21 protein-coding genes are annotated in these 22,127 nt (G+C 63.2%); 5 read left to right on the top strand and 16 right to left on the bottom strand.

All coding sequences use genetic code 11. The features are described from left to right. Positions 1 to 19 precede the first annotated feature (19 nt). Both iolC and M729_RS0105980 read right to left on the bottom strand, forming a co-directional pair. Positions 20 to 1,954: a 5-dehydro-2-deoxygluconokinase gene (gene iolC / locus M729_RS0105985; RefSeq protein WP_027161050.1), complete on the bottom strand. Its 1,935-nt coding sequence runs from the start codon at positions 1,952 to 1,954 to the stop codon at positions 20 to 22. Between the two features lie 141 nt (positions 1,955 to 2,095). Beyond that, the gene (locus M729_RS0105980) at positions 2,096 to 2,941 is read right to left on the bottom strand and encodes a MurR/RpiR family transcriptional regulator (protein WP_024502014.1); all 846 of its coding nucleotides are present in this window, start codon (positions 2,939 to 2,941) and stop codon (positions 2,096 to 2,098) included. A gap of 155 nt (positions 2,942 to 3,096) precedes the next feature. Here M729_RS0105980 and M729_RS0105975 point away from each other — a divergent pair, with 155 nt between their 5' ends. Further along, positions 3,097 to 4,206 (top strand): Gfo/Idh/MocA family oxidoreductase, encoded by a 1,110-nt coding sequence (locus tag M729_RS0105975; RefSeq protein ID WP_013528369.1) that lies wholly within the window; start codon positions 3,097 to 3,099, stop codon positions 4,204 to 4,206. Positions 4,207 to 4,217: 11 nt separating this feature from the next. Here M729_RS0105975 and M729_RS0105970 read toward each other — a convergent pair whose 3' ends face one another. Continuing rightward, on the bottom strand, positions 4,218 to 4,919 hold the full coding sequence (locus tag M729_RS0105970) for a YafY family protein (RefSeq protein ID WP_027161049.1): 702 nt from the start codon (positions 4,917 to 4,919) through the stop codon (positions 4,218 to 4,220). Between the two features lie 129 nt (positions 4,920 to 5,048). On the opposite strand from M729_RS0105970, the gene M729_RS0105965 reads away from it, so the two are divergent. Then, the gene (locus tag M729_RS0105965; protein WP_027161048.1) at positions 5,049 to 5,684 is read left to right on the top strand and encodes a LysE family translocator; all 636 of its coding nucleotides are present in this window, start codon (positions 5,049 to 5,051) and stop codon (positions 5,682 to 5,684) included. 34 nt (positions 5,685 to 5,718) lie between these two features. Here M729_RS0105965 and M729_RS0105960 read toward each other — a convergent pair whose 3' ends face one another. The 7 genes from M729_RS0105960 to M729_RS0105930 form a co-directional block, all read right to left on the bottom strand. Further along, positions 5,719 to 6,810, bottom strand: coding sequence for a 3-deoxy-7-phosphoheptulonate synthase (locus tag M729_RS0105960; RefSeq protein ID WP_027161047.1), 1,092 nt, complete (start codon positions 6,808 to 6,810; stop codon positions 5,719 to 5,721). 517 nt (positions 6,811 to 7,327) lie between these two features. Further along, positions 7,328 to 8,122 (bottom strand): SDR family oxidoreductase, encoded by a 795-nt coding sequence (locus M729_RS0105955; protein ID WP_027161046.1) that lies wholly within the window; start codon positions 8,120 to 8,122, stop codon positions 7,328 to 7,330. 34 nt (positions 8,123 to 8,156) lie between these two features. Beyond that, positions 8,157 to 9,152 carry an inositol 2-dehydrogenase gene (iolG, locus tag M729_RS0105950; RefSeq protein ID WP_027161045.1) on the bottom strand — a complete coding sequence of 332 codons (996 nt, stop codon included), beginning with the start codon at positions 9,150 to 9,152 and terminating at the stop codon, positions 8,157 to 8,159. 115 nt (positions 9,153 to 9,267) lie between these two features. Then, complete coding sequence (locus M729_RS0105945; RefSeq protein ID WP_023810655.1) at positions 9,268 to 10,035, bottom strand: ATP-binding cassette domain-containing protein; 768 nt, start codon at positions 10,033 to 10,035, stop codon at positions 9,268 to 9,270. Positions 10,036 to 10,037: 2 nt separating this feature from the next. After that, positions 10,038 to 11,114, bottom strand: a complete 1,077-nt coding sequence (locus M729_RS0105940; protein WP_013528362.1) for an ABC transporter permease — start codon at positions 11,112 to 11,114, stop codon at positions 10,038 to 10,040. Between the two features lie 114 nt (positions 11,115 to 11,228). Then, positions 11,229 to 12,170 (bottom strand): sugar ABC transporter substrate-binding protein, encoded by a 942-nt coding sequence (locus M729_RS0105935; protein ID WP_027161044.1) that lies wholly within the window; start codon positions 12,168 to 12,170, stop codon positions 11,229 to 11,231. 300 nt (positions 12,171 to 12,470) lie between these two features. Continuing rightward, a complete protein-coding gene (locus M729_RS0105930; protein ID WP_027161043.1) occupies positions 12,471 to 13,502 on the bottom strand; it encodes a LacI family DNA-binding transcriptional regulator in 1,032 nt (343 codons plus the stop codon). 170 nt (positions 13,503 to 13,672) lie between these two features. On the opposite strand from M729_RS0105930, the gene M729_RS0105925 reads away from it, so the two are divergent. The 3 genes from M729_RS0105925 to M729_RS0105915 all read left to right on the top strand — a co-directional run bounded on the left by M729_RS0105925 (position 13,673) and on the right by M729_RS0105915 (position 16,402). Further along, a complete protein-coding gene (locus M729_RS0105925) occupies positions 13,673 to 14,764 on the top strand; it encodes a fatty acid desaturase family protein (RefSeq protein ID WP_027161042.1) in 1,092 nt (363 codons plus the stop codon). Positions 14,765 to 14,852: 88 nt separating this feature from the next. Then, the gene (locus M729_RS0105920) at positions 14,853 to 15,167 is read left to right on the top strand and encodes a MocE family 2Fe-2S type ferredoxin (protein WP_027161041.1); all 315 of its coding nucleotides are present in this window, start codon (positions 14,853 to 14,855) and stop codon (positions 15,165 to 15,167) included. After that, positions 15,164 to 16,402 (top strand): FAD-dependent oxidoreductase, encoded by a 1,239-nt coding sequence (locus M729_RS0105915; RefSeq protein WP_027161040.1) that lies wholly within the window; start codon positions 15,164 to 15,166, stop codon positions 16,400 to 16,402. The genes M729_RS0105920 and M729_RS0105915 overlap by 4 nt, the downstream gene beginning before the upstream one ends. A gap of 119 nt (positions 16,403 to 16,521) precedes the next feature. On the opposite strand, the gene M729_RS0105910 is transcribed toward M729_RS0105915, so the two are convergent. From M729_RS0105910 to hslV, 6 genes are all read right to left on the bottom strand, one after another. Further along, positions 16,522 to 17,481: a DUF1402 family protein gene (locus M729_RS0105910; protein WP_027161039.1), complete on the bottom strand. Its 960-nt coding sequence runs from the start codon at positions 17,479 to 17,481 to the stop codon at positions 16,522 to 16,524. Positions 17,482 to 17,712: 231 nt separating this feature from the next. Further along, positions 17,713 to 19,023 carry an ATP-dependent protease ATPase subunit HslU gene (gene hslU / locus M729_RS0105905; protein ID WP_024502005.1) on the bottom strand — a complete coding sequence of 437 codons (1,311 nt, stop codon included), beginning with the start codon at positions 19,021 to 19,023 and terminating at the stop codon, positions 17,713 to 17,715. A 4-nt stretch (positions 19,024 to 19,027) separates the two neighbouring features. Next, entirely contained in the window at positions 19,028 to 19,573 is a 546-nt protein-coding gene (locus M729_RS0105900) for a DUF2585 domain-containing protein (protein WP_245267545.1), read from the bottom strand. A gap of 106 nt (positions 19,574 to 19,679) precedes the next feature. After that, positions 19,680 to 20,840, bottom strand: a complete 1,161-nt coding sequence (locus tag M729_RS0105895) for a hypothetical protein (RefSeq protein WP_027161037.1) — start codon at positions 20,838 to 20,840, stop codon at positions 19,680 to 19,682. Continuing rightward, entirely contained in the window at positions 20,837 to 21,352 is a 516-nt protein-coding gene (locus M729_RS0105890) for a GNAT family N-acetyltransferase (RefSeq protein WP_027161036.1), read from the bottom strand. Before M729_RS0105890 ends, M729_RS0105895 begins: the two co-directional genes overlap by 4 nt. Continuing rightward, entirely contained in the window at positions 21,342 to 21,893 is a 552-nt protein-coding gene (hslV, locus tag M729_RS0105885) for an ATP-dependent protease subunit HslV (protein ID WP_013528351.1), read from the bottom strand. The genes M729_RS0105890 and hslV overlap by 11 nt, the downstream gene beginning before the upstream one ends. Positions 21,894 to 22,127: the final 234 nt, after the last annotated feature.

Genomic DNA, 22,127 nt, shown 5'->3' with positions numbered 1-22,127 from the left:
AGTCCTATTCCGCGCCTTCTTATGCCGCCTTGCGGCCGCGCGCGGCAAGCCACGCATCCGTCAACTGTTCGAAGCGCTGCGCCATGTCGGCGATCGCCTCGTCATCCGACATCCTGCCGGCCAGCCATTGTTCGGCCGCATGGACGAAGATGGTGCGGCCGACGGCGAAGCCCTTGACGATAGGTGCCTTGGCGGTGGCGGCGAATGCCGCTTCCAGCTCGTCCTGCGGCGCTTCCAGGCCCAGCAGCACGACGCCGCGGCACCAGGGGTCGTGCTTCAGGATCACGGCCTCGATCTTCGCCCAGGCGCCGCTCGACGCCTGCGGCTCGAGCTTCCACCAGTCCGGCTTGATGCCGAGCGCATAGAGTTCTTCCAGCGCGCGCGGGATCGTCGTGTCGTCGAGCTTGCCATGCTTGCCGGCAATGATCTCGATGAGAAGTTCCCTGCCGACCTTCCGCGCCGCTTCGAACAGCGCGCGCAACTTCTGCTGCTGTTCTTCCTTGAGCGCGGCCGGATCGTCGGGATGATAGAAGCACAGGCACTTGATGCAGTGGTCGACCGGCCACTCGGTGAGCTGCGAGCCGATGTCCTGCGAGAATTCGAAGCGCAGCGGCCGCGAACCCGGCAGTTCCACCGGCCGCCCGAGCCAGGCGAAGGAATGCCTGGCGAATTCGAACATCGCCTTGCGGCCGTGTTTCTCGTCGATCAGCATGCCGTAGCCGTCGCGGCCGGCGGCAACCTTCGCCGCCGCCTTGACCGCCAGCACCTTGAAATCCTGGATGCGTGCGGGATCGGCACCGGCCTTCGCCGCCACATCCTCGAGCTGCACGCGGTGGTCGCAGGCGAGCGCCATCATCGAGGGAATGTCGCGCCGGCGCGTCGTTGCCCAATGGATGTGGTTGATCGCCTCGTCCTTGCGCAACGCCAGATGCCTGCTGCCGTTCTTGAGGAAGAACCGCAGCTCCTCGAAGGTCGGATATTCCGGCGCGCAGAGCAGCCGCGACACGGCGAAGGCGCCGCAGGCATTGGCCCAGGTCGCCGCCGTCGCATGGTCTTCGCCGCCCAGCCAGCCGCGCAGGAAGCCCGACATGAAGGCGTCGCCGGCGCCGAGCACATTATAGATCTCGATCGGAAACCCCTTGCCGACGACGCCGTCCTCGAGATCGTCGCTGATCGGTCCGTCATAGACGATGCAGCCCATCGCGCCGCGCTTCAGGACGATGGTGGCGGACGACAGCGAGCGGATCGTCTTCAAGGCGCTCAGGCAATCATCGGCGCCCGACGCGATCATGATCTCTTCCTCGGTGCCGACGATGAGGTCGCAGTCGGGCAGCACCGTCTTCAGCTGGGCCGAGACCCGGTCCGATTTCACATAGCGCTCGAACCCTTCGGCATGGCCGGCGAGACCCCACAGGTTCGGCCGGTAGTCGATGTCGAACACCACCTTGCCGCCCTTGGCCTTCATGATGCGGATCGCCTTGCGCTGCGCGGCATCGCTGTTGGGCCTGGAAAAATGCGTGCCGGTGACGACGATCGAGCGCGCCGAGGCGATGAAGGCCTCATCGATGTCTTCCGGCGCCAGCGCCATGTCGGCGCAGTCCGAGCGATAGAAGATCATCGGCGAGACGCCTTCGTCCTCGACCGACAGCAGCACCAGTGCGGTTAGCCGCTCCTTGTCGGTCTTGAGCCCGTCGACATTGACGCCTTCACGCGTCAGCTGCTCGCGGATGAAGCGGCCCATCTGCTCGTCGCCGACGCGGGTGAGCAGCGCCGAGCGCAGGCCGAGCCTGGCGGTGCCGACCGATATGTTGGCCGGGCAGCCGCCGACCGACTTGGCGAAGGAGGTGATGTCCTCCAGCCGCGAGCCGATCTGCTGGCCGTAAAGGTCGACGGAAGCGCGACCGATGGTGATGACGTCGAGCGGCGCGTATTCAGCGTCCACGGCTTCGCTCATTGGAACCTCCCGTCGGCCTTGTTGTGTTGGGGTACACGCGCGAGCGGCAGCGTGGCGCCGGGAATATGAAATAATAATTCCAATCCATAGTCAATATGGAATGAGCATTCCTTCGGTGAAAAGTACCTTTTCGGCGGTGGATCAGGCCTTGCGCTTCCTGCCCGTGTCGCGCCGCTTCTCGCCGACGCCGACGGTCAGTGCCATGGCCAGCGCCATGGTCGCCGACAGTGAGCGGAAGCCGGCGAAATCGGCCTCGGCAACCTCGAACCAGACCTTGGCGAACTGGGCGAGCGGCGAAAACGAGCTGTCGGTGATGGCGACGATCGGCACGCCCTGTTCCGAAATGCTGCGCGCCTCCTCGATCGTGGCGGGCGCGTAGGGCGAGAAGGAGATGGCGATCACGGCATCCGCCGGCGTGGCGAAGCCGATCATCTCGGCATTCAGCCCGGCCGCCGATTCGATCAGCTGGTTGCGGATCTTCAGCTTGCCCAGTGCATAGGCGATGTAGGACGCCACCGGATAGGAGCGCCGCTTGGCCAGCACATAGATGGTTTCCGCCTTTGCCAGCAGGGAAATAGCGTCTTCCAGATGCGCTTCGTCCAGCGTGCGCGAGATATCGTTGAGCGAGGTCGAGGCGGCGGCGACGAAGCCGTCGAAGATCGCCCGGTGGCCGGCACCCCCCTCTGCCTTGACGCGCAGCGCCTGCAGCCTTTCGTCATAGGATGAGTTGCGCTCGCGCAGCCGCTCGCGAAACACCTGCTGCAGGCTGGTGAAACCATCGAAGCCAAGCTGCTGGGCAAATCGGATCAGAGTTGAAGGCTGCACGCCCGCCGAAGCAGCGATGCTGGCGGCGGTGCCGAAGGCGATATCGTCGGGATTGTCGAGCGCATGGGCAGCGATCTGGGCGATGCGCTTCGGCAGGCTTTCGCGTCGCTCCAGGATGGTGGTGCGCAGCGTCTCGAAATCGCGAGGTACCCGTTCGTCCATCGTCGCTCTGTCCAGGCTCATGCGTGAAGCGTCCTCTGTGCCTCATCATAGCGAGCCTGCGCAAGAACACCATAAAAAATGAGGCAGACATTCCATTTCAGGAGAAAATGGACTAATTCATCCACGCAGCGCTTCAAGCAGTGGAGAAACGGAAAATGGTCGGCGTCGGTCTCATCGGTACGGGTTTCATGGGCAAGTGTCACGCCATCGCATGGAGTGCCGTCAGCGCTGTCTTTCCCGACGTGGCCAAGCCACGGCTGGTCCATCTCGGCGAGGTCAATGAAGAGCTTGCCCGGCGCAAGGCCGGCGAGTTCGGTTTCGCCAAGGCGTCGGGCGACTGGCGCGCCGTCGTCAACGATCCCGAAGTCGACATCGTCTCGCTGACCACGCCCAACCAGTTCCACCCGGAAATGGCCGTCGCCATCCTCGAAGCAGGCAAGCATCTGTGGTGCGAAAAGCCGATGGCGCCGAGCTTTGCCGAGGCCGAGGCGATGGCGGCCGCGGCGAAAAAGTCCGGCAAGGTCGCGGCCCTCGGCTACAACTACATCCAGAGCCCGGCCATCCGCCATATCGGCGCGCTGCTGGAAGAGAAGATCATCGGCGAGGTCAACCATCTGCGCATCGAGATGGACGAGGACTTCATGGCCGACCCCGAAGCGCTGTTCTTCTGGAAGCACGAAGCAGCTTCCGGCTATGGCGCGCTCGACGATTTCGCCGTGCATCCGCTGTCTCTGGTCTCAGCCCTGTTCGGCCGCGTCGCCAGTGTCATCTGCGACATGGCTAAACCCTATGCCGATCGCAAGCTGGCCAGCGGCGGCCGTCGCGCGGTGGAGACCTACGACATCGCCAGCGTGCTGATGCATCTGGAAAACGGCATTGCCGGCACGCTGCTGGTCAACCGCTCAGCCTGGGGCCGCAAGGGCCGCATCGCCGTGCAGATCTTCGGCTCTAAAGGGTCGATCCTGTTCGACCAGGAACGATCGAACGAATTCCAGCTCTATCTCACATCAGACCGGCCGACCGAACAGGGCTACCGCACCATCCTGGTGGCGCCGCACCACAAGCCCTATGACCTCTTCGTGCCGGCGCCGGGCCATGGCCTCGGCTTCAACGATCTCAAGATCATCGAGTGCCACGAATTGCTGACGCGGCTTGAAGGCAAGCCGGCGCGGCTCATCGAGTTTGCCGAAGGGCTGGAGATCGAGCGCACGGTGCACGCGATGGCGCGCTCGTTCGAGGAAAAGCGCTGGGTGGACGTACGGTGATATAAGCCCGCTCAGACGACCGTGGCAGCGACGTTGGTCTCCCATCCATTCACCCAGACCTGCCGCAAGCGGTCGCCTTCGCCCTTGAAGCGTAACCCGGTCGCCTGGCAATCCGCGATCCGGTCGCTGCGGAAATTGCGGATCGCCTGGCGCAGCTCGCACCAGGCGACGATGTTGGCGGTTTCGGCGTAGTAGATCAGCGCGATCGGGCGGATGAGGCGCTCGGCGGCGCGGCCCATTTTGTCTCGATAGGAGAGGTCGAGCTTCTCCTCGTCGCGGATGGCGCGTCGCACCAGCGCCAGGTCGATCGCGCCGGTCGAAGGCGCGGCGAACCCCCACGCATGAAGCGCATTGGCGTCGAATACCTGGCGCAAGGGCGGCGGCACCGCGCCGGCGATCTTGGCGCTGACGCGCTTGGCCGCCTGCTTGAGCTCGCTGTCGCCGGTGCGCTCCAGCAGCGCCAGCGACAGGACGATCGCCTCCATCTCCTCGATCGAGAACATCAGCGGCGGCAGGTCGAAGCCGGGACGCAGGATGTAGCCGATGCCGCGCCCGCCGTCGATCGGCACGCGCATCGCCTGCAGGGCGGCAATGTCGCGATAGATTGAGCGCACCGTCACCTCCAGCCGCTCGGCGATCGTCGCTGCCGTCACCGGCTGCCGCGCCAGCCGCACGATCTGGATGATCTCGAACAGGCGCGACGCCTTGCGCATTTTTCTCGCCCGGTTTCCATCACAACTGACACACCATCGTCAGTTGGGCTGACCTATAGGAGCGCCTATCGAATTGAAAATCAACAGGTTCCGCTGCGGTTTGGCGGAGCGAGGCGGCAGGCAACTGACATGGGCTATGCGGAAAATCTCTGGCTTTTCTTTATCCTGCTGTTCGGCATCATCGCCGTTCCGGGCATGGACATGCTCTTCGTGCTTGCCAATGCACTGACCGGCGGCCGCGACCGAGGCCTTGCCGCGACCGGCGGCATCATGGTCGGCGGCATGGTGCACACGCTGAACGGCGCCATCGGCGTCGGCCTGCTGATGCATTTCGTGCCGATCCTGTTCAAGCCGCTGCTGCTTGCCGGCGCCGCCTACATGGCCTTCATAGGCATCACGCTGATGCGCAGTTCCATCATCGTCGGTCAGGAGGGGCCTGCCGGCAGCCGTTCCGCATGGAAGGCGTTTCGCCAGGGGTTTGTGACCTGCCTGATCAACCCGAAGGCATACCTGTTCGTGCTTGCCGTCTACCCGCAGTTCCTGAAACCGGACTACGGTCCGATCTGGATGCAGGCGACGGTCATGGGGCTGCTGACCGTGGTGACGCAGGCTGCGATCTATGGCGGGCTGGCTATCACGGCCGGCCGCAGCCGCAACCTTCTGATCGCCAATCCGCGGGCGACCATTTTTGCCGGCCGGGCGGCCGGACTGCTGCTCTTTGCCGTATCGGTGTTCACGGCATGGGAAGGATTAAGGGCGGCGTAATCCCGGTCACCGCCGCCCACTTCCCTATGCCCTGTCAGGCAGCTCCCTGCCGGTTCTCGATCATGGCGCGGCGTGCCGAGCGGCGCCACTCGACGGCGCCGGCAAGGCCGTGCAGCACGGTCTCGGTGGTCGCCCAGTCGATGCAGCCATCGGTGATGCTCTGGCCATAGACCAGCGGCTTGCCCGGCACCACGTCCTGCCGGCCGGCGACGAGATTGCTCTCGATCATCAGGCCGATGATGCGCTCGTCGCCTGCCGCGACCTGGCCGGCGACATCTGCCGCCACCTTGGGCTGGTTCTCGGGCTTCTTGGCCGAGTTGGCGTGGCTGACATCGATCATCAGACGGGGCGCAACGCCGATGCGGGCGAGTTCCACAGCGGCGGCTTCGACGCTCGCCGTGTCATAGTTCGGCTGAACGCCGCCGCGCAGGATAACGTGGCAGTCCTCATTGCCCGCGGTCGTGGCGATGCCGCTGCGCCCGCCCTTGGTCACCGCCATGAAATGATGCGGCTGCGCGGCGGATTTCACCGCCTCGGCGGCTATGCGCAGATTGCCGTCGGTGCCGTTCTTGAAGCCGACCGGGCAGGAGAGGCCCGAGGCCAGTTCGCGGTGGATCTGGCTCTCGGTCGTGCGCGCGCCGATCGCGCCCCAGGCGACGAGGTCGGCAATGTATTGCGGGGTGGTCATGTCGAGGAATTCGGTCGCCGCCGGCAGGCCGAGATTGTGGACGGCCGACAGCACATTGCGTGCCATCCGCAGCCCCTTGTCGATGTTGAAGCTGCCGTCGAGGTCGGGATCGTTGATGAGGCCTTTCCAGCCGACCGTCGTGCGCGGCTTTTCGAAATAGACCCGCATCACGATCTCCAGCCGGTCCGACAGGCTCTCGCGCAGCGCCGCCAGACGGCTGGCGTAGTCGACGGCCGCGACCGGATCGTGGATCGAACACGGGCCGACGATGACGAGCAGCCGGTCGTCGGTCCCGTTCAAGATGGCATGGGTTGCGTTGCGCGATGCGCTGACGGTGCGCGTCGCCGTCAAAGTGCGCGGTATCTCCCGCATCACCTCGTCCGGTGTGCTCAGTTCTCGGATTTCCTTGACCCGGAGGTCGTCTGTGGTGGTCAACACGGCTTTCTGCTCCTGTCGAGAGCATGATGCCGAAAAGTGTGAAGCGGTTTTCGGACGACATCATGCTCCTCTTTGATTTAGAGGGAACCTGCCGGCTGAAAACAAAAAAGCCGCCAGGTATGGCGGCTGTTCGGATCTTGTTGCTGCAATCTTCAGATCGAGCGCAATCCTCCCGCCGCCAGCGAGCTCCTAAAGTACCAATATGTGGCGGTCAGGTTGATCATGAGGCTCATATAGTCGATGCGGAGGCACTTGTCACGTGCCCTGATGCGGAGACAATTCGGGATGGCCGAAGCACCCAAACTTCGTCCTCCCTGGGCGGAGCAGGAGCGAAGCTCCGTCGCGGAGACCCTGGGATCCATTCCGTGACTTTGGCCGAATGGTGCAGCGGAGCAGAATTCCGCACCGCAGCAACGCTCAGAAGTCGCGGCATGGATCCTCGGGTCTGCGCCGCGTCGCTACGCTCCTTGCTCCGCCCGTGGATGACGAAGTGATGGGCGTTTGAGACTCGCCGGCGTTACTCCGGTGACGCCCCCGCAATGCTTTGATCGTAGTCGACCAGCGACCCGGTCATGACACCGGACTGCGGGCTGACCATGTAGCTGATCAGACGGGCAAGCTGGTCCGGCTTGACCAACTGGCCCATCGGCTGCGTCGCTTCGGCCTTCGCCAGCCAGTCGTCCGGCGCGTCGTGCCACTTCTTCTGCACGATGTCCTCACCTTCCGTGTCCATCCAGCCGGGCAGCACCGCATTGCAGCGGATGCGGTTGTAGCGATAGGCATTGGCGACGTTCTTGGTCAGCGTCATCAGCGCGCCCTTGCTGGTCGAATAGGGCGTCAGGAACGACTGGCCGGTATGCGCCGACATCGACAGCACGTTGACGATCGAGCCGGGCGCCTTCTTCTCAAGGAGATGCGCCACCACGCCCTGCATCAGGAAGAACGGGCCGCGCACATTGGTATCGAAAATCGTATCGAACAACTCTTCGGAGGTTTCGACCAGCGAACCGCGCGCCGAAGTGGCGGCGGCGTTGACCAGCGCGTTGACGGTGCCGAAATGCGAGATCGCGGTGGCGACCGCGCGCTTGCAGTCCGCCACTTTTGACACATCGGCGCTGATGAAGATCGCCTCGACGCCGGCTTTCTTGAAATGGGCGACGGCCCTGTCGCCCTTCTCCTGCGAGCGGCCGATGAGCGCCAGTGCCCGGCAGCCTTCATCGGCCAAGGCCTCGGCGACGGCAAAGCCAATGCCTTGCGCGCCGCCGGTGACGATGGCGCGTGTCTGTGAATTGCGATCGGCTGATGCGCTCATCGCTCTGCTCCTGTGGTTTTTCCTAAGGGTTCTCTTACTTGTCGAGACGGACGGTCTTGCCGGTCGTTGCTGATTTCAGCGCTGCGTCGGCCAGTTTCAGCGCCACCAGTCCGTCCGCGCCGCTCGGCGCGGCCTTCTTGCCTAATGTCGCTGCGGCGATGAAAGCAGCGATCTCATTGGCATAGGCGTCGAGATAGCGGGTCATGAAGAAGTCGTGCAGCGGCGGGCGGGTATAGCCCTTCTCGTTGGCCAGCTCGATCGACACCGGGCGCTGGTTCTCGGCCGCGACCATGCCTTTCGAGCCATGCACCTCGATGCGCTGGTCGTAGCCATAGGTGGCGCGGCGCGAGTTGGAGATGACGGCCTGCTTGCCGGAAGCGGTTTCGAGGATGACACTGACGCTATCGAAATCGCCGGCATCACCGATCTTCTTGTCGACCAGCACCGAGGCATGGGCGCTGACCGCCACGACCTCTTCGCCGAGCAGGAAGCGCGCCATGTCGAAATCATGGATGGTCATGTCGCGAAAAATGCCGCCCGAACGCTTGATGTAGTCGATCGGCGGCGCGCCGGGATCGCGCGAGGTGATGGTGACCATCTCGACGGTGCCGATGGCGCCGTCGTCGATCGCCTTGCGCACGGCGGCGAAGTGTGGATCGAAGCGCCTGTTGAAGCCGACCATCAGCGTCGCCTTGGTCTTCTCGACCACGGCCAGGCATTTCTCGACGCGCTTGACGTCGAGGTCGATCGGCTTCTCGCAGAAGATCGCCTTGCCGGCCTTGGCGAAGCGCTCGATCAGATCGGCATGGGTGTCGGTCGGCGTGCAGATGATGACGGCGTCGATATCTCCGGCTTTCTCGATGTCCTTGATGCTGCGCACCTCGGCGCCATAGGCGCTGGCCAGTTCGGTGGCCGCCTTCTCGAACGCATCGGCAACCGCAACCAGTTTGGCCTGCGGGTTCGAGCCGACGGCACGGGCGTGGACCTTGCCGATGCGGCCGGCACCGAGGAGAGCGAAGCGAACGGTCATGGGTATTCCTCTGGGGGATGGGTTGGAGAGAGTTGTGTCCGCACCTTCCCTGAGGAAGGGGGCAAGATTGTTTCAAGCACGCATATCGTCCCTAAAACAGGGCGATCGCCCTGTTTTAGGCCGCGAGTTCCGCCTCCCCGGTCTTGGCGCCGGTGATGTAGGAGACGATATCGTTTCCGTCGGTGTTCTCCTTGCGCAGATTGGCGACGATGCGGCCGCGCCGGAACACGACGATACGGTCGCAGAGATCGAACACCTGGCGCATATTGTGGCTGATCAGGATCAGCGGCTCGCCATTGTCCTTCAGCGTACGCACGATGTTTTCGACCTGCGCGGTCTCCTGCACGCCAAGGGCGGCGGTAGGCTCGTCCATGATGATCAGCTTGGAGGCGAAGGTCGCGGTCCGGGCGATCGCCACGCACTGGCGCTGGCCGCCCGACATGTGGCGGATGGTGTTGGACAGATTGGGGATCTTCACCGCCGTGCGGACCAGCGCCGCCTCGGTCGCCTTGCGCATGTATTTGCGGTCGAGGATCGAGAACGGGCCGAGGTTGAACAAAACCTTCTCGCGGCCGAGGAACAGGTTCGACGGCACGTCGAGATCGTCGGCCAGCGCCAGATTCTGGAACACGGTCTCGATGCCCGCCGTGCGGGCCTCGATCGGCCCGGCAAAGTTCACTTCCTTGCCGTCGAACCAGATCTGGCCGCTGGTGCGCTGCTCGACGCCGGTGATCTGGCGCACGAAGGTCGATTTGCCGGCGCCGTTGTCGCCCATGATGGCGACATGCTCGCCCTTGCGCAGCTCGAAATTCGCGCCTTCCAGCGCATGCACGCCGCCATAGCGCTTGGTCAGGTTTTCGGTCTTCAGGACGATGTCTGACATGGTCATGCCCTCATTGCCCGCAGGCGTTGGCGCCACTGGTCGAGAACCACCGCACCGACGATGATCACGCCCTTGACCATCTCCTGGTAGTAGGCGTCGAGGCGCAGGAAGGTGAAGCCGGAGATGATGACGCCGAAGATCAGCGAGCCGATCACCGTGCCGATGATCGAGCCGCGGCCGCCCGACAGCGAGACCCCGCCGATGACCGCCATGGCGATGGCGTCGAGTTCGTACATCACGCCCATGCCGGACTGCGCGGTCAGGTTCTTGGAGCTCAGCACCACGGCGGCGAGCGCGGCGAGAATGCCGGCGATGACGTAGACCAGGATCTTGTGATTGGCGATCTTGATGCCGGACATGCGCGCGGCGTCCTCGTTGGAGCCGATCGCGTAACAGTGCTTGCCGTACCTCGTATAGGTCATGATCAGCTGGAACAGGATGGCCAGCGACAGGAAGATGACGACCGGCATCAGGCCTTTGCCGATGCTGGCGAAACTCTCGGTGGGAAACGAGATCGGCTGGCCCTTGGACCACCATTTGGCGATACCGCGCGCGGTCACCATCATGCCGAGCGTGGCGATGAACGGCGGAATGCGCGTGTAGGCGATCAGCGCGCCATTGACCAGGCCGGCGAAGAGGCCGCAGGCGATCGCCACCAGCAGCGGCACGATGACAGGCAGGTCGGTCCAGCCCTGCGCCAGGAACATCGCCTTGGGATTGGGGTTGCCGTTGACCGTCGCCACCTGGGCGAAGCTCATGGCGATCATGGCGGTCGCGCCGACGATCGAGCCCGAGGACAGGTCGATGCCGCCGGTGATGATGACCTGTGTCACGCCGATGGCGATGATGCCGACGATCGACACCTGCAGGATGATGATCTGCAGGCGCGCTTCGTTGAAGATGCCGCCGACATCGCTGCGTGTGTTGAACAGGAAGCTGTCGCCGAGAAAGATGCGGCCGATCAGTTCGAAGATGACGACGAGAATGACCAGGGCCAGGAAAACATTGAACTCGGCCGGCCATGTGCGCTTCTTCGCATCATAACCGACGCCGCCGACGCCATGAGATGTCTGTGCCACGTATTCTGTCCTCCATCAGCCGCGGTCGCCCTCGCGCCATGCCGGCGCTGAGGGAGAGAGGGGAGCGGCGCTGTCTTGATCGAGAGCGCCGCTCCGTATCGAACCGCTGGCGGCTCAGTTCTTCTTCAGGAACTTGTCGATGTTGGCTGGCGTCACCAGCTGGAAGGGCACGTAGACCTTGTGCTCGACCTTCTTGCCCTTGGAGAGCTTGAGCGCCGCATCGAGAGCGCCGGCGCCCTGGCCGGCGGCGTCCTGGAACACGGTTACGTCGAGGTCGCCCGCCTGCATGGCCGCCAGCGCGTCCTGGGTGGCATCGACGCCGCCGACGACAACCGCCTTCATGTCGATGTTGCCGGCCTTCATCGCCTGGATGGCGCCGATGGCGCTTTCGTCATTGTTGGCGATGACGCCGTCGAACGGCTTGCCGGTCGACAGCCAGTTGGTCATCAGGTTCTGCGCCTCGTCGCGGTTCCAGTTCGACGTCTGCTTGTCGATGATCTTGATGAAGCTGCAATCCGGCGTCGCGATCACGTCGTCGATGTCCTTGGTGCGCTGCACGGCGGCCTGGTTGGAAAGCTCGCCCATGATCACATAGACATTGGCTTCCTTCTTGCCGGCTTCCTTGAACAGGCGGCAGACTTCCTTGGTCTCGAGCGTGCCGGAATCGGCTTCGTTCGAGGCGACGAAGGCCTGGTTGTCGGGCAGCGTGTCGACATTGACCGGCTCGCGGTTGACATAGACCAGCGGGATCTTGGCTGCGGCGGCGGCATCCGACATCGCCTGCGTGGCCGAAGTGTCGACCGGGTTGACGATGATGGCGTCGACGCCCGAAGCGGCGAAGTTCTTGATCTGGTCAAGCTGCTTGGCAACGTCGTTCTGCGCGTCCTCGACCTGCAGCTCGACGCCGCTCATACCCTTGGCCTGCTCGATCATGCCGTTGCGCAGCACGGTCAGGAAGTTGTCGTCGAACTTGGCCATCGACACGCCAACCTTGGCGGCCAGAGCGGATGAACTCATCAGCGCCGCGAAGGCGACGCCTAAAATCAATTTCTTCATTGTGTTTCTCCTCCACATATTGGTGTCCGGTTTCACCGATTTATCCGGAATCCCCGATCTCCCCGGGGAATCTCTCCCTGATGTCATTTCTATTCCGGGTGACGCTTGCCGTTGGCTGGAACGTCAAACCCTCTGTTTGAAACAGATATTCCGGAACGAAAGAACCAAAATATACAGATGATGAAATATTTATTCCATTTCACATCGGGGCGTCAAGGGCGATTCCGCGGCCTGCGGGCCGATTTACGCATCGCTCTGATGGATTCTATCATTTGCCTCGGCACCTCGCGCGGCGGCTGGCTAGATGTTTTCCGGCAGATAGATGTCGAAGGGCAGAAAGGTCTGGCCCGGAGCGTTGGCGGCGCCGGTTTCGATGGCATGCGCCATCAGGTCGACGAGCTCACGGCATAAAGCAGCGAGCGGGGTCGAGATCACCATGGTGAGGATGTTGTCGGCGAGTGCCGCGCGCGACTCGGCGTTGATCTCGTTGCAGACGACCACCGGCATAGTCGCGGGCTTCGCTGCCCGCAGCGCCGAGACCGCGCCTTCCATGCCACCGCCGGCGACGTAGCAGCCGGCAAGATCCGGATAGCGCGCCAGAAGATCGATCATCGCGTCATGGGTCACCTGGTTGGCTTCCAGATTGACCAGCGTTTCAAGCACGCTGAACTCCGGCGCATGCTCGCGGAAGAAGGAGCGAAAGCCGATCTCGCGCAGCTCATGGCCGTGGAAGCGGTGGCTGCCGACGAAGAGGGCGACCTTGCCGGGCCGCTTGGCTGCCTTGGAGATCATCCATGCGGCGGTGCGCCCGACCTTGCGGTTGTCGAGGCCGATATAGCCCTCCCGGATGCCGGCGGCAAAATCGGACAGCACCGAAAAGACCGGCTGCCCTCTCGCCTTCAAGGTTTCCACGACCGCTGTCAGGGTCGGATGGTCCGGACCGACCACCGCGATGGCCCTCGATTTCGCCGCCAGCCTGCGCATCTGGGAGGCGATCTCGTCGGGAGCCAGGGAGCTGGCGAAATCGATGCTCGCAACGCCGCGGAAGCGCTGCGATTGCGAGATGGCCAGTTCGAGTTCCCGCGCGAAGTCACCGTAGAAGGCATCATTGCCCCGCAGCAGCAGGAAGCCCAGGCGGTACTCCGGCAACTCCTGGCGCATGCGCTGCTTGATAAGGCCGGCGGCGTGGTAGCCGATGTCGGTAGCGGTCTCGTAGACGCGGCGCGCTGTCTCTTCGCGTACCGGCAGCCGGTTGTTCAGCACGCGGTCGACGGTGGCGACACTGACGCCCGAGATGCGCGCCAGATCGGATATTGTCGGCCGCTTCACCATGCTTGCCTCGTCGGGTTTGCTCGAGCCCTTCGTACATCATCCTGATGGGAAATGATAGAAACTATCTTTATGATGTTGAGTCTATCATCGGTCGGCGTTACTTTGACGCCTGAAGCCAAGGGATTTCATGGCATTCGCTCTGGCGGATGCCTTTGCCGAGGGAGGCAATCATGTCCACTGCGCCGTCCCGGCGTGACTACAGCCTGATCGGCCGCGACGCCAAGCTCGCCGTCGAGACCGGCCTGTCGGCGGCCGAGTGGTATCACACCGACATACCGCGCAAGCAGATGAAGGAGCTGATGCAGCGCTCCGACGGGCCGGCGATCCGCGATACGGCGATCTGGTTCGCCGCCCTGATCGTCAGCGGCGCCGGCGGCGCCTGGCTCTGGGGCACATGGTGGTGCGTGCCGTTCTTCTTCGTCTATGGCGTGCTCTACGGCTCCTCGACGGATTCACGCTGGCACGAATGCGGTCACGGCACCGCCTTCCGCACGCAATGGATGAACGATGCGGTCTATCAGATCGCCTGCTTCATGATCATGCGCAATCCGGTGACCTGGCGCTGGAGCCACACGCGCCACCACACCGACACCATCATCGTCGGCCGCGACCCGGAAATCTCGGTGATGCGGCCGCCGGATCTGGTTCGCGCCATGCTGGGCTTCGTCGGCGTGCTCGACGCCTGGCATGCGATGAGCGATATGCTGCGCAACGCCGCCGGCACCGTCAGCGCCGCCGAAAAGACCTTCATTCCAGAACAGGAACAGCCCAAGGCGATCCGCGTCGCCCGCATCTGGACGGCGATCTATGCCGCCACCGTCGGGCTGGCGCTCTACACCGGTTCGTTCCTGCCGCTGATGCTGGTCGGCCTGCCCAGGCTCTACGGCGCCTGGCACCATGTCATGGTCGGGCTGCTGCAGCATGGTGGCCTCGCCGACAACGTCACCGACCACAGGCTGAACAGCCGCACCGTCTACATGAACCCGATCAGCCGCTTCATCTACTGGAACATGAACTACCATGTCGAGCATCACATGTTTCCGATGGTGCCCTATCATGCGCTGCCGAGGCTGCACGAACTGATCAAGCACGATCTGCCGGAACCGACACCGTCGATCCTGGCCGGCTACCGCGAGATGATCCCGGTCTTCCTGCGCCAGCTGCGCAACGAGGACTATTTCCTCAAGCGCGAGCTGCCGCCGACCGCACGGCCATATCGCGAAGAATTCCACAACGACACTGTCGCCGCCGCGGCGGAATGATCGTGCTTCCATCCGATCCAGACTGTTTATTTAACGCAATTCCGGACGGAAAACCGCTGCGCACTTTTTTGCTTTTGGGAGGACTTGAATGAGCGACTGGGTCGAGGCCTGCGCCACCGGCGACATAGACGAGGAGGATGTGATGCGCTTCGACCATGGCGGCCGCACCTTCGCCATCTATCGCAGCCCCGACGACGAGTTCTTCGCCACCGACGGCCTTTGTACGCATGAAAAGGTGCACCTGGCCGACGGGCTGGTGATGGATGACATCATCGAATGCCCCAAGCACAATGGGCGCTTCAACTACAAGACGGGTGACGCCCGCGGCGCCCCGGTCTGCGTCAATCTCAAGACCTATCCGGTCAAGGTCGATGCCGGCAAAGTCCTGATCCAGATCGGATGACCGATATGGCGGGGGGGATGCTCATCATCGGCGCCGGCGAATGCGGCGGGCGGGCGGCATTGGCGCTGCGCGACCTCGATTATCAGGGGCCGGTGACGCTGGTCGGCGACGAGCCGCATCTGCCCTATGAGCGCCCGCCTCTGTCCAAGGAGGCGATGGCCAGCGATGCGCCCGAGATCAAGGCGATCGCCAGCGACGCAATTCTGGCCGAGAAGTCGATCCGGCATGTCCATTCCGTCCAGGCCGTCGCGATCGACCGCGCGGCGCATACTGTGCGCCTGTCGGACGGATCGGTCCTGCCTTACGACAAGCTCCTGCTGGCAACCGGTTCGACGCCGCGCAAGCTGCCGATGCCGGGTCTGGGTCCGCGCTGCGTCTATCTCAGAACCTTCGCTGATGCGCTCGCCATTCGCGCGCATCTCACCCCCGGCAACCGTATCGCCATCATCGGCGGCGGCTTTATCGGCCTCGAACTCGCCGCCGCGGCCCGCAAGCTCGGTGCCGCGGTCACCGTCATCGAGGCGCAGCCTCGAATCCTGATGCGCGGCGTGCCGGCGGAGATCGCGGAAATCATCCATGAGGCGCATGTCGCCGAGGGCGTCGACATCCTGTGCGGCGACGGCATCGCGTCCATCGCCGACGATGGCAACGAGGTGCGCGTCACCCTTGCCGGCGGACGGGAGATATCAGCCGACCTCGCGATCATCGGCATCGGCGCCGTGCCGGTGACCGGGTTTGCGGCCGAAGCGGGGCTGACGATCGACAATGGCATTGCAGTCGATGCCGAGCTGCGCAGCAGCGATCCCGACATCTTTGCCGCCGGCGATTGCTGCTCGTTTCCGCTCGCCGTCTATGGCGGCCGCCGGGTGCGGCTGGAAGCCTGGCGCAACGCCCAGGAACAGGGCGCGCTGGCGGCCAGGAACATGCTCGGCGCCGGCGAGGCGCATGCGGCGGTGCCGTGGTTCTGGTCGGATCAATATGGTCTGTCCCTGCAGATCGCCGGGCTCTCCGACGAGGGCAAAAACATCGTGCGCCGCGATCTCGGCGACGGCGCCTTCATCCTCTTCCATTTGGCTGAAGACGGCAGGCTGGTCGCGGCCAGCGGCATCGGCCCCGGCAACGCGGTCGCCCGCGACATCAGGCTGGCCGAAATGCTGATCGCCAAGCGGGCCAAGCCGGCGCCGGAAGCGCTGGGCTCGCAGGACGTGAAGCTGAAGTCGTTGCTGGCGGCCTGAGCCTACGCTCCCCCTTTTTGGGGGCCGCTGCGCAGCTGCGGGATGGGAGTGCGGCACCGCCCCTAACCTTCGGTCCGACCTGCCCTACAAGGGGCAGGTAAAGGCTCTGAACCCCAGCCCTAAAACAGCGCCTTCAGCTCCGGCAGTTTGTCGTTCACCAGCCAACCATAATAATTCTCTTCCGGCAGCTTTTCGGGCTCGCCGGCGGCGCGGCGCCTGTCGTTCTCCGCCTTCAGGGCATAAGCGCGCTGCTCCGGATTGCCGACATTGTAGAGCGTGGCGGTCAGCCCGGGATTGCCCGAAATGTCGAAGCCGGCAATGCTTTTATAGGCATCGATCGATTTCCTGATCGTCGCGGCGACGTAGGGCAGCGTCAGGTCGGGATCCATGATGGTCTTGTAGACCGAATTGGGATCGCCGACGTCGAGCTTGGGCAGGCCCGAAACCTTGTGCACCAGATCGCTCATCTGCAGGGCGGTCAGCGGATTGAGCTGGCCGAGGCCGAAGGTCTGGCCGGCATAATAAGGCTGGAAGAAGGTGGCGCCGAAGCGGTCGTCGGGAAAGCTGGTCCCGCCGACCGACTTGCCGCGAAACGAACGGTTCCACACCTGTTCGCGGCATTCCCACAGATCGTAGCTGTCGGACATCCCCGCGCATTTCTTGAATTCCGGCCGCTGGACGAAGTCGGTGATGTCCTCGCCGTCATAGGCGAAGGACAGCTTGCTGGAGAGATAGGAGATCGCCTTGACATAGTAGGTCTGCAGCCGGTCATAAGCATCGACGTTGTAGGTGTGCTCGCCGACGATGGCGCCGACGATGTGCAGGGGATCGATGCCGTAGGCGGCCGCCGCCTTCCTGATCTTGCCGCGCAATTCGGCGTCGTTCTGCAGCAGGGCATAGACCTTGCGGTACTTCGCCTGGAAGCTGGTGTTGGTCGCCTGCGTGCGCCGGCTGGAGGCGCCGGGAATGTCGGGCTGCACGGCATTGCGATTTCCCGGCGGCACCAATGTCGCTGCCTCGGCGGCGAACAGCGTCGCCGCCAGCGTCAAGCCGAGAATGACCAGGATCAGTTTTTTCATGCACCCGCCGCCCAAGCAATTCCAGGAAAAGTGTGAAACGGTTTTCCGGAATTGCGTCAACTAAGAGATCGAGAATTGCCGCGCAAACTAGGTAAAGCTCTTGGTCGAGTCGAGAGCGCCCCTTCACCCGGCAGGACGAAAGGTGGCCAGATGGTACCATCTGGCCACACATGATCTTGCTTGCCGGAAAATGTTGCCTGGACCGGCGCCGGAACGTTTCGGCGCCGTCGTTTAAAGGATGAACCGCGACAGGTCGGTATTCCTGGACAGGTCGCCGACATGCTTTTCGACATAGGCGGCGTCGATAGTGACGCTCGTTCCGTTGCGGTCGGGCGCATCGTAGGAGATTTCGTCCAGCACCCGCTCCATCACCGTCTGCAGGCGCCTGGCGCCTATGTTCTCGACGCTGGCGTTGAGATCGACGGCGATGCCGGCGAGCGAATCGATGGCGTCTTCGGTGAAGGTCAACTCGACGCCTTCGGTCTTCATCAGCGCGATATACTGCTTGATCAGGCTGGCCTCGGTCTCGGTCAGGATGCGCACGAAATCGTCCTTCTCCAGCGCCCGCAGTTCGACGCGGATCGGCAGGCGGCCCTGCAATTCCGGCAACAGGTCGGACGGCTTCGAGACGTGGAAGGCGCCGGAGGCGATGAACAGGATGTGATCCGTCTTCAACGGTCCGTATTTGGTCGCCACCGTGGTGCCTTCGACCAGCGGCAGCAGGTCGCGCTGCACGCCTTCGCGCGAGGGCCCGCCGGAAATGTCCGATCTCGCCGCGATCTTGTCGATCTCGTCGAGGAAGACGATGCCGTCGTTTTCCGCGGCATCGAGCGCCCGGCGCACCACCTCGTCCTGATCGAGCAGCTTGTCGGACTCGTCATTGACCAGCAGGTCGTAGGACTCCTTCACCGTCGTCTTGCGCATCTTGGTTTTCTTGCCGCCCATCGCCTTCGACAGCATGTCGTTGATGTTCAGCACGCCGATATTGGCGCCCGGCATGCCGGGGATTTCAAATCCGGGCATGCCGCCGCTGCCGGTGTCGGCAACCTCGACCTCGATTTCCTTGTCGTCGAGCTCGCCGTCGCGCAGCTTCTTGCGGAAACTGTCGCGGGTGGCCGGGCTCGCCGTCTTGCCGACCAGTGCTTCCAGCACACGTTCCTCGGCGTTGACGTGGGCGCGCGCCTTGACGTCCTCACGCATCTTCTCGCGCACCAGGCCGATGGCGATCTCGACCAGGTCGCGGATGATCTGCTCGACATCGCGGCCGACATAGCCGACTTCGGTGAACTTGGTCGCCTCGACCTTGACGAAGGGCGCACCGGCCAGCCGCGCCAGGCGGCGCGAGATTTCCGTCTTGCCGACGCCGGTCGGCCCGATCATCAGGATGTTCTTGGGCATCACCTCTTCGCGCATCTGGCCTTCCAGCTGCTGGCGGCGCCAGCGGTTGCGCAAGGCAATGGCCACGGCGCGCTTGGCGTCCTTCTGGCCGATGATGAAGCGGTCGAGTTCCGAAACGATTTCGCGGGGAGAAAATGTGCTCATATCACTAAATTCCACTTTGCCACTGCTTGATGGCCTCGAACGGATGCAGCAGCATGATCACGTTGAGTGTCAGATTGTCCCGGATGAGGTAGCCGGTGCCGAGTTCGAAGATGATGGCGAGGCTGACGATCACCCATATAGGTAGCCTTCGCGCCATCACAAATCCCAGCACCATGGCCAGTGTGTCCGACACCGAATTGATGATGCTGTCGCCATAGTAATCGAGCGAAATGGTGCCGGCGCGGTAGCGGTCGATGATGAACGGGCTGTTTTCCAGCAGCTCCCAGCCGCCCTCGATGAAGACGGCGAACGCCAGCCTCAGGCCGATCGGCGAACGCGGGAACAGGAACCGCGCCAGCGCATAGAACAGGAAGCCGTGGATGATGTGCGAGAAGGTGTACCAGTCCGAAATGTGCTGGGAATTCTCCGAACTGTTCACCACGCCATGCCAGAGCTTGACGTAGCCGCAGGTGCAGATCGGCGTCCGCCCCATGCCGTAGAGCGCCCCGGCCTGGAAGATGACCATGGCAAGCACCAGCAGAAGCCCCATCCGCCAGCTGTCTTCGTAGGCCGAATAGCTGTTTTCCGTGGCCGGTGTCGTCATCGGTTCATTCCCCCTCGTTTCGCGTCGCCGTCTCGACCATCACAAAGCCCTGTCACGCCTTCAGCGGCGGTAGCCGGCGGATCACGGCCGCCGGCAAGGTGGGGTTGACCACAATCCGCCGGATACGCTGCCAGCCGGCCCCGAACAGGATAATCAGCGCGCCAACAACGACCAGGATCAAGGCAAAAGGCGGGATGCCCGTCGAATCGGAGGCGGAATTCACCAGATAATAGATGCCCAGCGAGCCGAAGTAAGCCAATGTAGGAACCAGAAGCGAACGGCGGTCTATGGCCAGCGCGACATAGAGGAAGCCAAGGATCAGAATCGTCAGCATGATGGTTGCATTGGCATCCGGCGCGATATGTCCGAATACGACGTTTTGGCCGGTTGCCATGATAAAGAGCGGATGCACCAGCATCGGCGCCGAGACGACATGGAGCCAGAAAGCGCAATCGGACCAGATCTTGCGTCGATCCCTGTCGTAAATGTCAAAAGCGACACCCGTTGCGAACACGATCAGGCCGCAGATCAGCGGCATGTAAAGGGCCGCACGAAGCAATTCGGGAACGTCCTCGAGGCGCGGCGGCGCAATCGCGCCGGTTGTCACACTGTCATACAGGATTATCGCCGTTTGCAGGAAGGCAAGCAGTGTGAAGGCGATGGCGATGGTCCCGGCAATGATGGGGACGCGAAAGCGCCAGAAATAGATCGCCGCCGCGATTATTCCTCCGCCCAGGAACAGATATCCGGCCCGGGACGCCGTCTGGCGCAACGCCAATAGCTGCCAGATGGTTTCCGGCTTGCGTATGCCGAAGCTGGCCTCCACTTGCAGCGCCAGAGCGGCCAGAATGGCGGCCATGAAAATCAGGGCAAGCACGGACGACGATAGTTTCATCCGGTGCTGACGCGTGACGATTTCGGCGAGCCCCCAGGCGAAAACCGCAAGGATGCCGGCGATCCAGAATGTCTGGCCTGGAAGCAAGGTGGTGAGGACAAAGAAGAAGCCGGCGCTGAGCAGAACGGTTCCCACGGTGACGAACAGATCGTTGCCGCCGCCGACCAGCCGCAGGTTTTCCTCGTCACCCTCGTCATCGGCGCGCCTGGCCTCGGGGGCGAGAGCGACCGCGCGTTCCATGGCCTCCAACTGATCGCGCAAGGTCTGCGAGATCAAACCTTTCGCGACTGCCTTGTCCAGGGTTTCGGCGCTGATCAATTGGGCTCCTGCGTCGCGTCGCGCGCCATCATCAGGGCTGGCCCGTACTCCGATGTTCTGGTGTCAAAGGCAACAAAGCCGGCCTTTTCGTAGGCGCGGATCGCCCTGACATTGGCGGGATCCGGGTCGATGATGACGCGCGGAACACCTTCCTCGAAAAGCTGTTCGACAAACTGGCGCACGATCGCCGAGCCATGGCCACGCCCGACCAACTCCGGCACGCCGATCGACACGTCGATGCCGAGCGTGCCGAACGGCTGGTCGGCGTAGGGGTGGTCGTCTTCCAGATGCGGGTCGTAGCTCTGCAGATAGGCGATCGGCTTGCCGTCGAGCTCGACGATCAGCGGCTCGACGGAAATCGAGTCGATATGCTCGCGAATCCCGGCGATTTCCGTCTCCGGATCGTCCCACCACTCTGCAACATGCGGCTGGGCAAGCCAGCCGGCGATCATCGGCAGGTCTTTCTCCGTCACCGGCCGAAAATCATAGGTCACCACCTCTTCAGGCGGCATCGAGCGTTTCGACGACGAAATTGTTGTTGGTGTAGACGCAGATGTCGGATGCGATCTGCATCGCCTTGCGGGCGATCTCCTCGGCATCCTTGTCGCTGTCCATCAGCGCGCGGGCCGCGGCCAGCGCGTAATTGCCGCCCGAACCGATGGCCATGACGCCGAATTCGGGTTCGAGCACGTCGCCGGTGCCGGTCAGCGCCAGCGAGACTGACTTGTCTGCCACCAGCATCATCGCTTCCAGCCGGCGCAGATAGCGGTCGGTGCGCCAGTCCTTGGCGAGCTCGACGCAGGCGCGCGTCAGCTGGTCGGGATATTGTTCGAGCTTGGCCTCGAGCCGCTCCAGAAGCGTGAAGGCGTCGGCGGTGGCGCCGGCGAAACCGGCAATCACATTGCCGCCCTTGCCGATGCGGCGCACCTTCTTGGCGTTGCCCTTCATGATGGTCTGGCCAAGGCTGACCTGGCCGTCGCCGGCGATCACCACCTTGTTGCCCTTGCGCACCGTCACGATGGTCGTGGCGTGCATGGTCAGTTCATTGGACATTTCTTGGGCTCCGAGCAGCGCCATCCCGATAAGGCGATTGGCGCGGTACGAGTAACTTTGATCGGCCATATGTATGCATGGGGCCGGTGATTGCAAATCGCTCTCTGGCAAGGCCGATACCGCTGCCAGAGGCAACTGGCAATCGCCGGATCATGCTGCTAGAAGGCTTTCGTTTTCAAGCTTGCGAGCGCTTGAAGCCTCTGAGCCGGTCACGATGTGAACCTCTGGACAAGG

This window comes from Mesorhizobium sp. WSM1293 (assembly GCF_000513875.1).
GTDB lineage: Bacteria > Pseudomonadota > Alphaproteobacteria > Rhizobiales > Rhizobiaceae > Mesorhizobium > Mesorhizobium ciceri.
The sequence above is the reverse complement of the archived record's forward strand: the minus strand, read 5'-3'. Positions and strand labels throughout refer to the sequence as shown.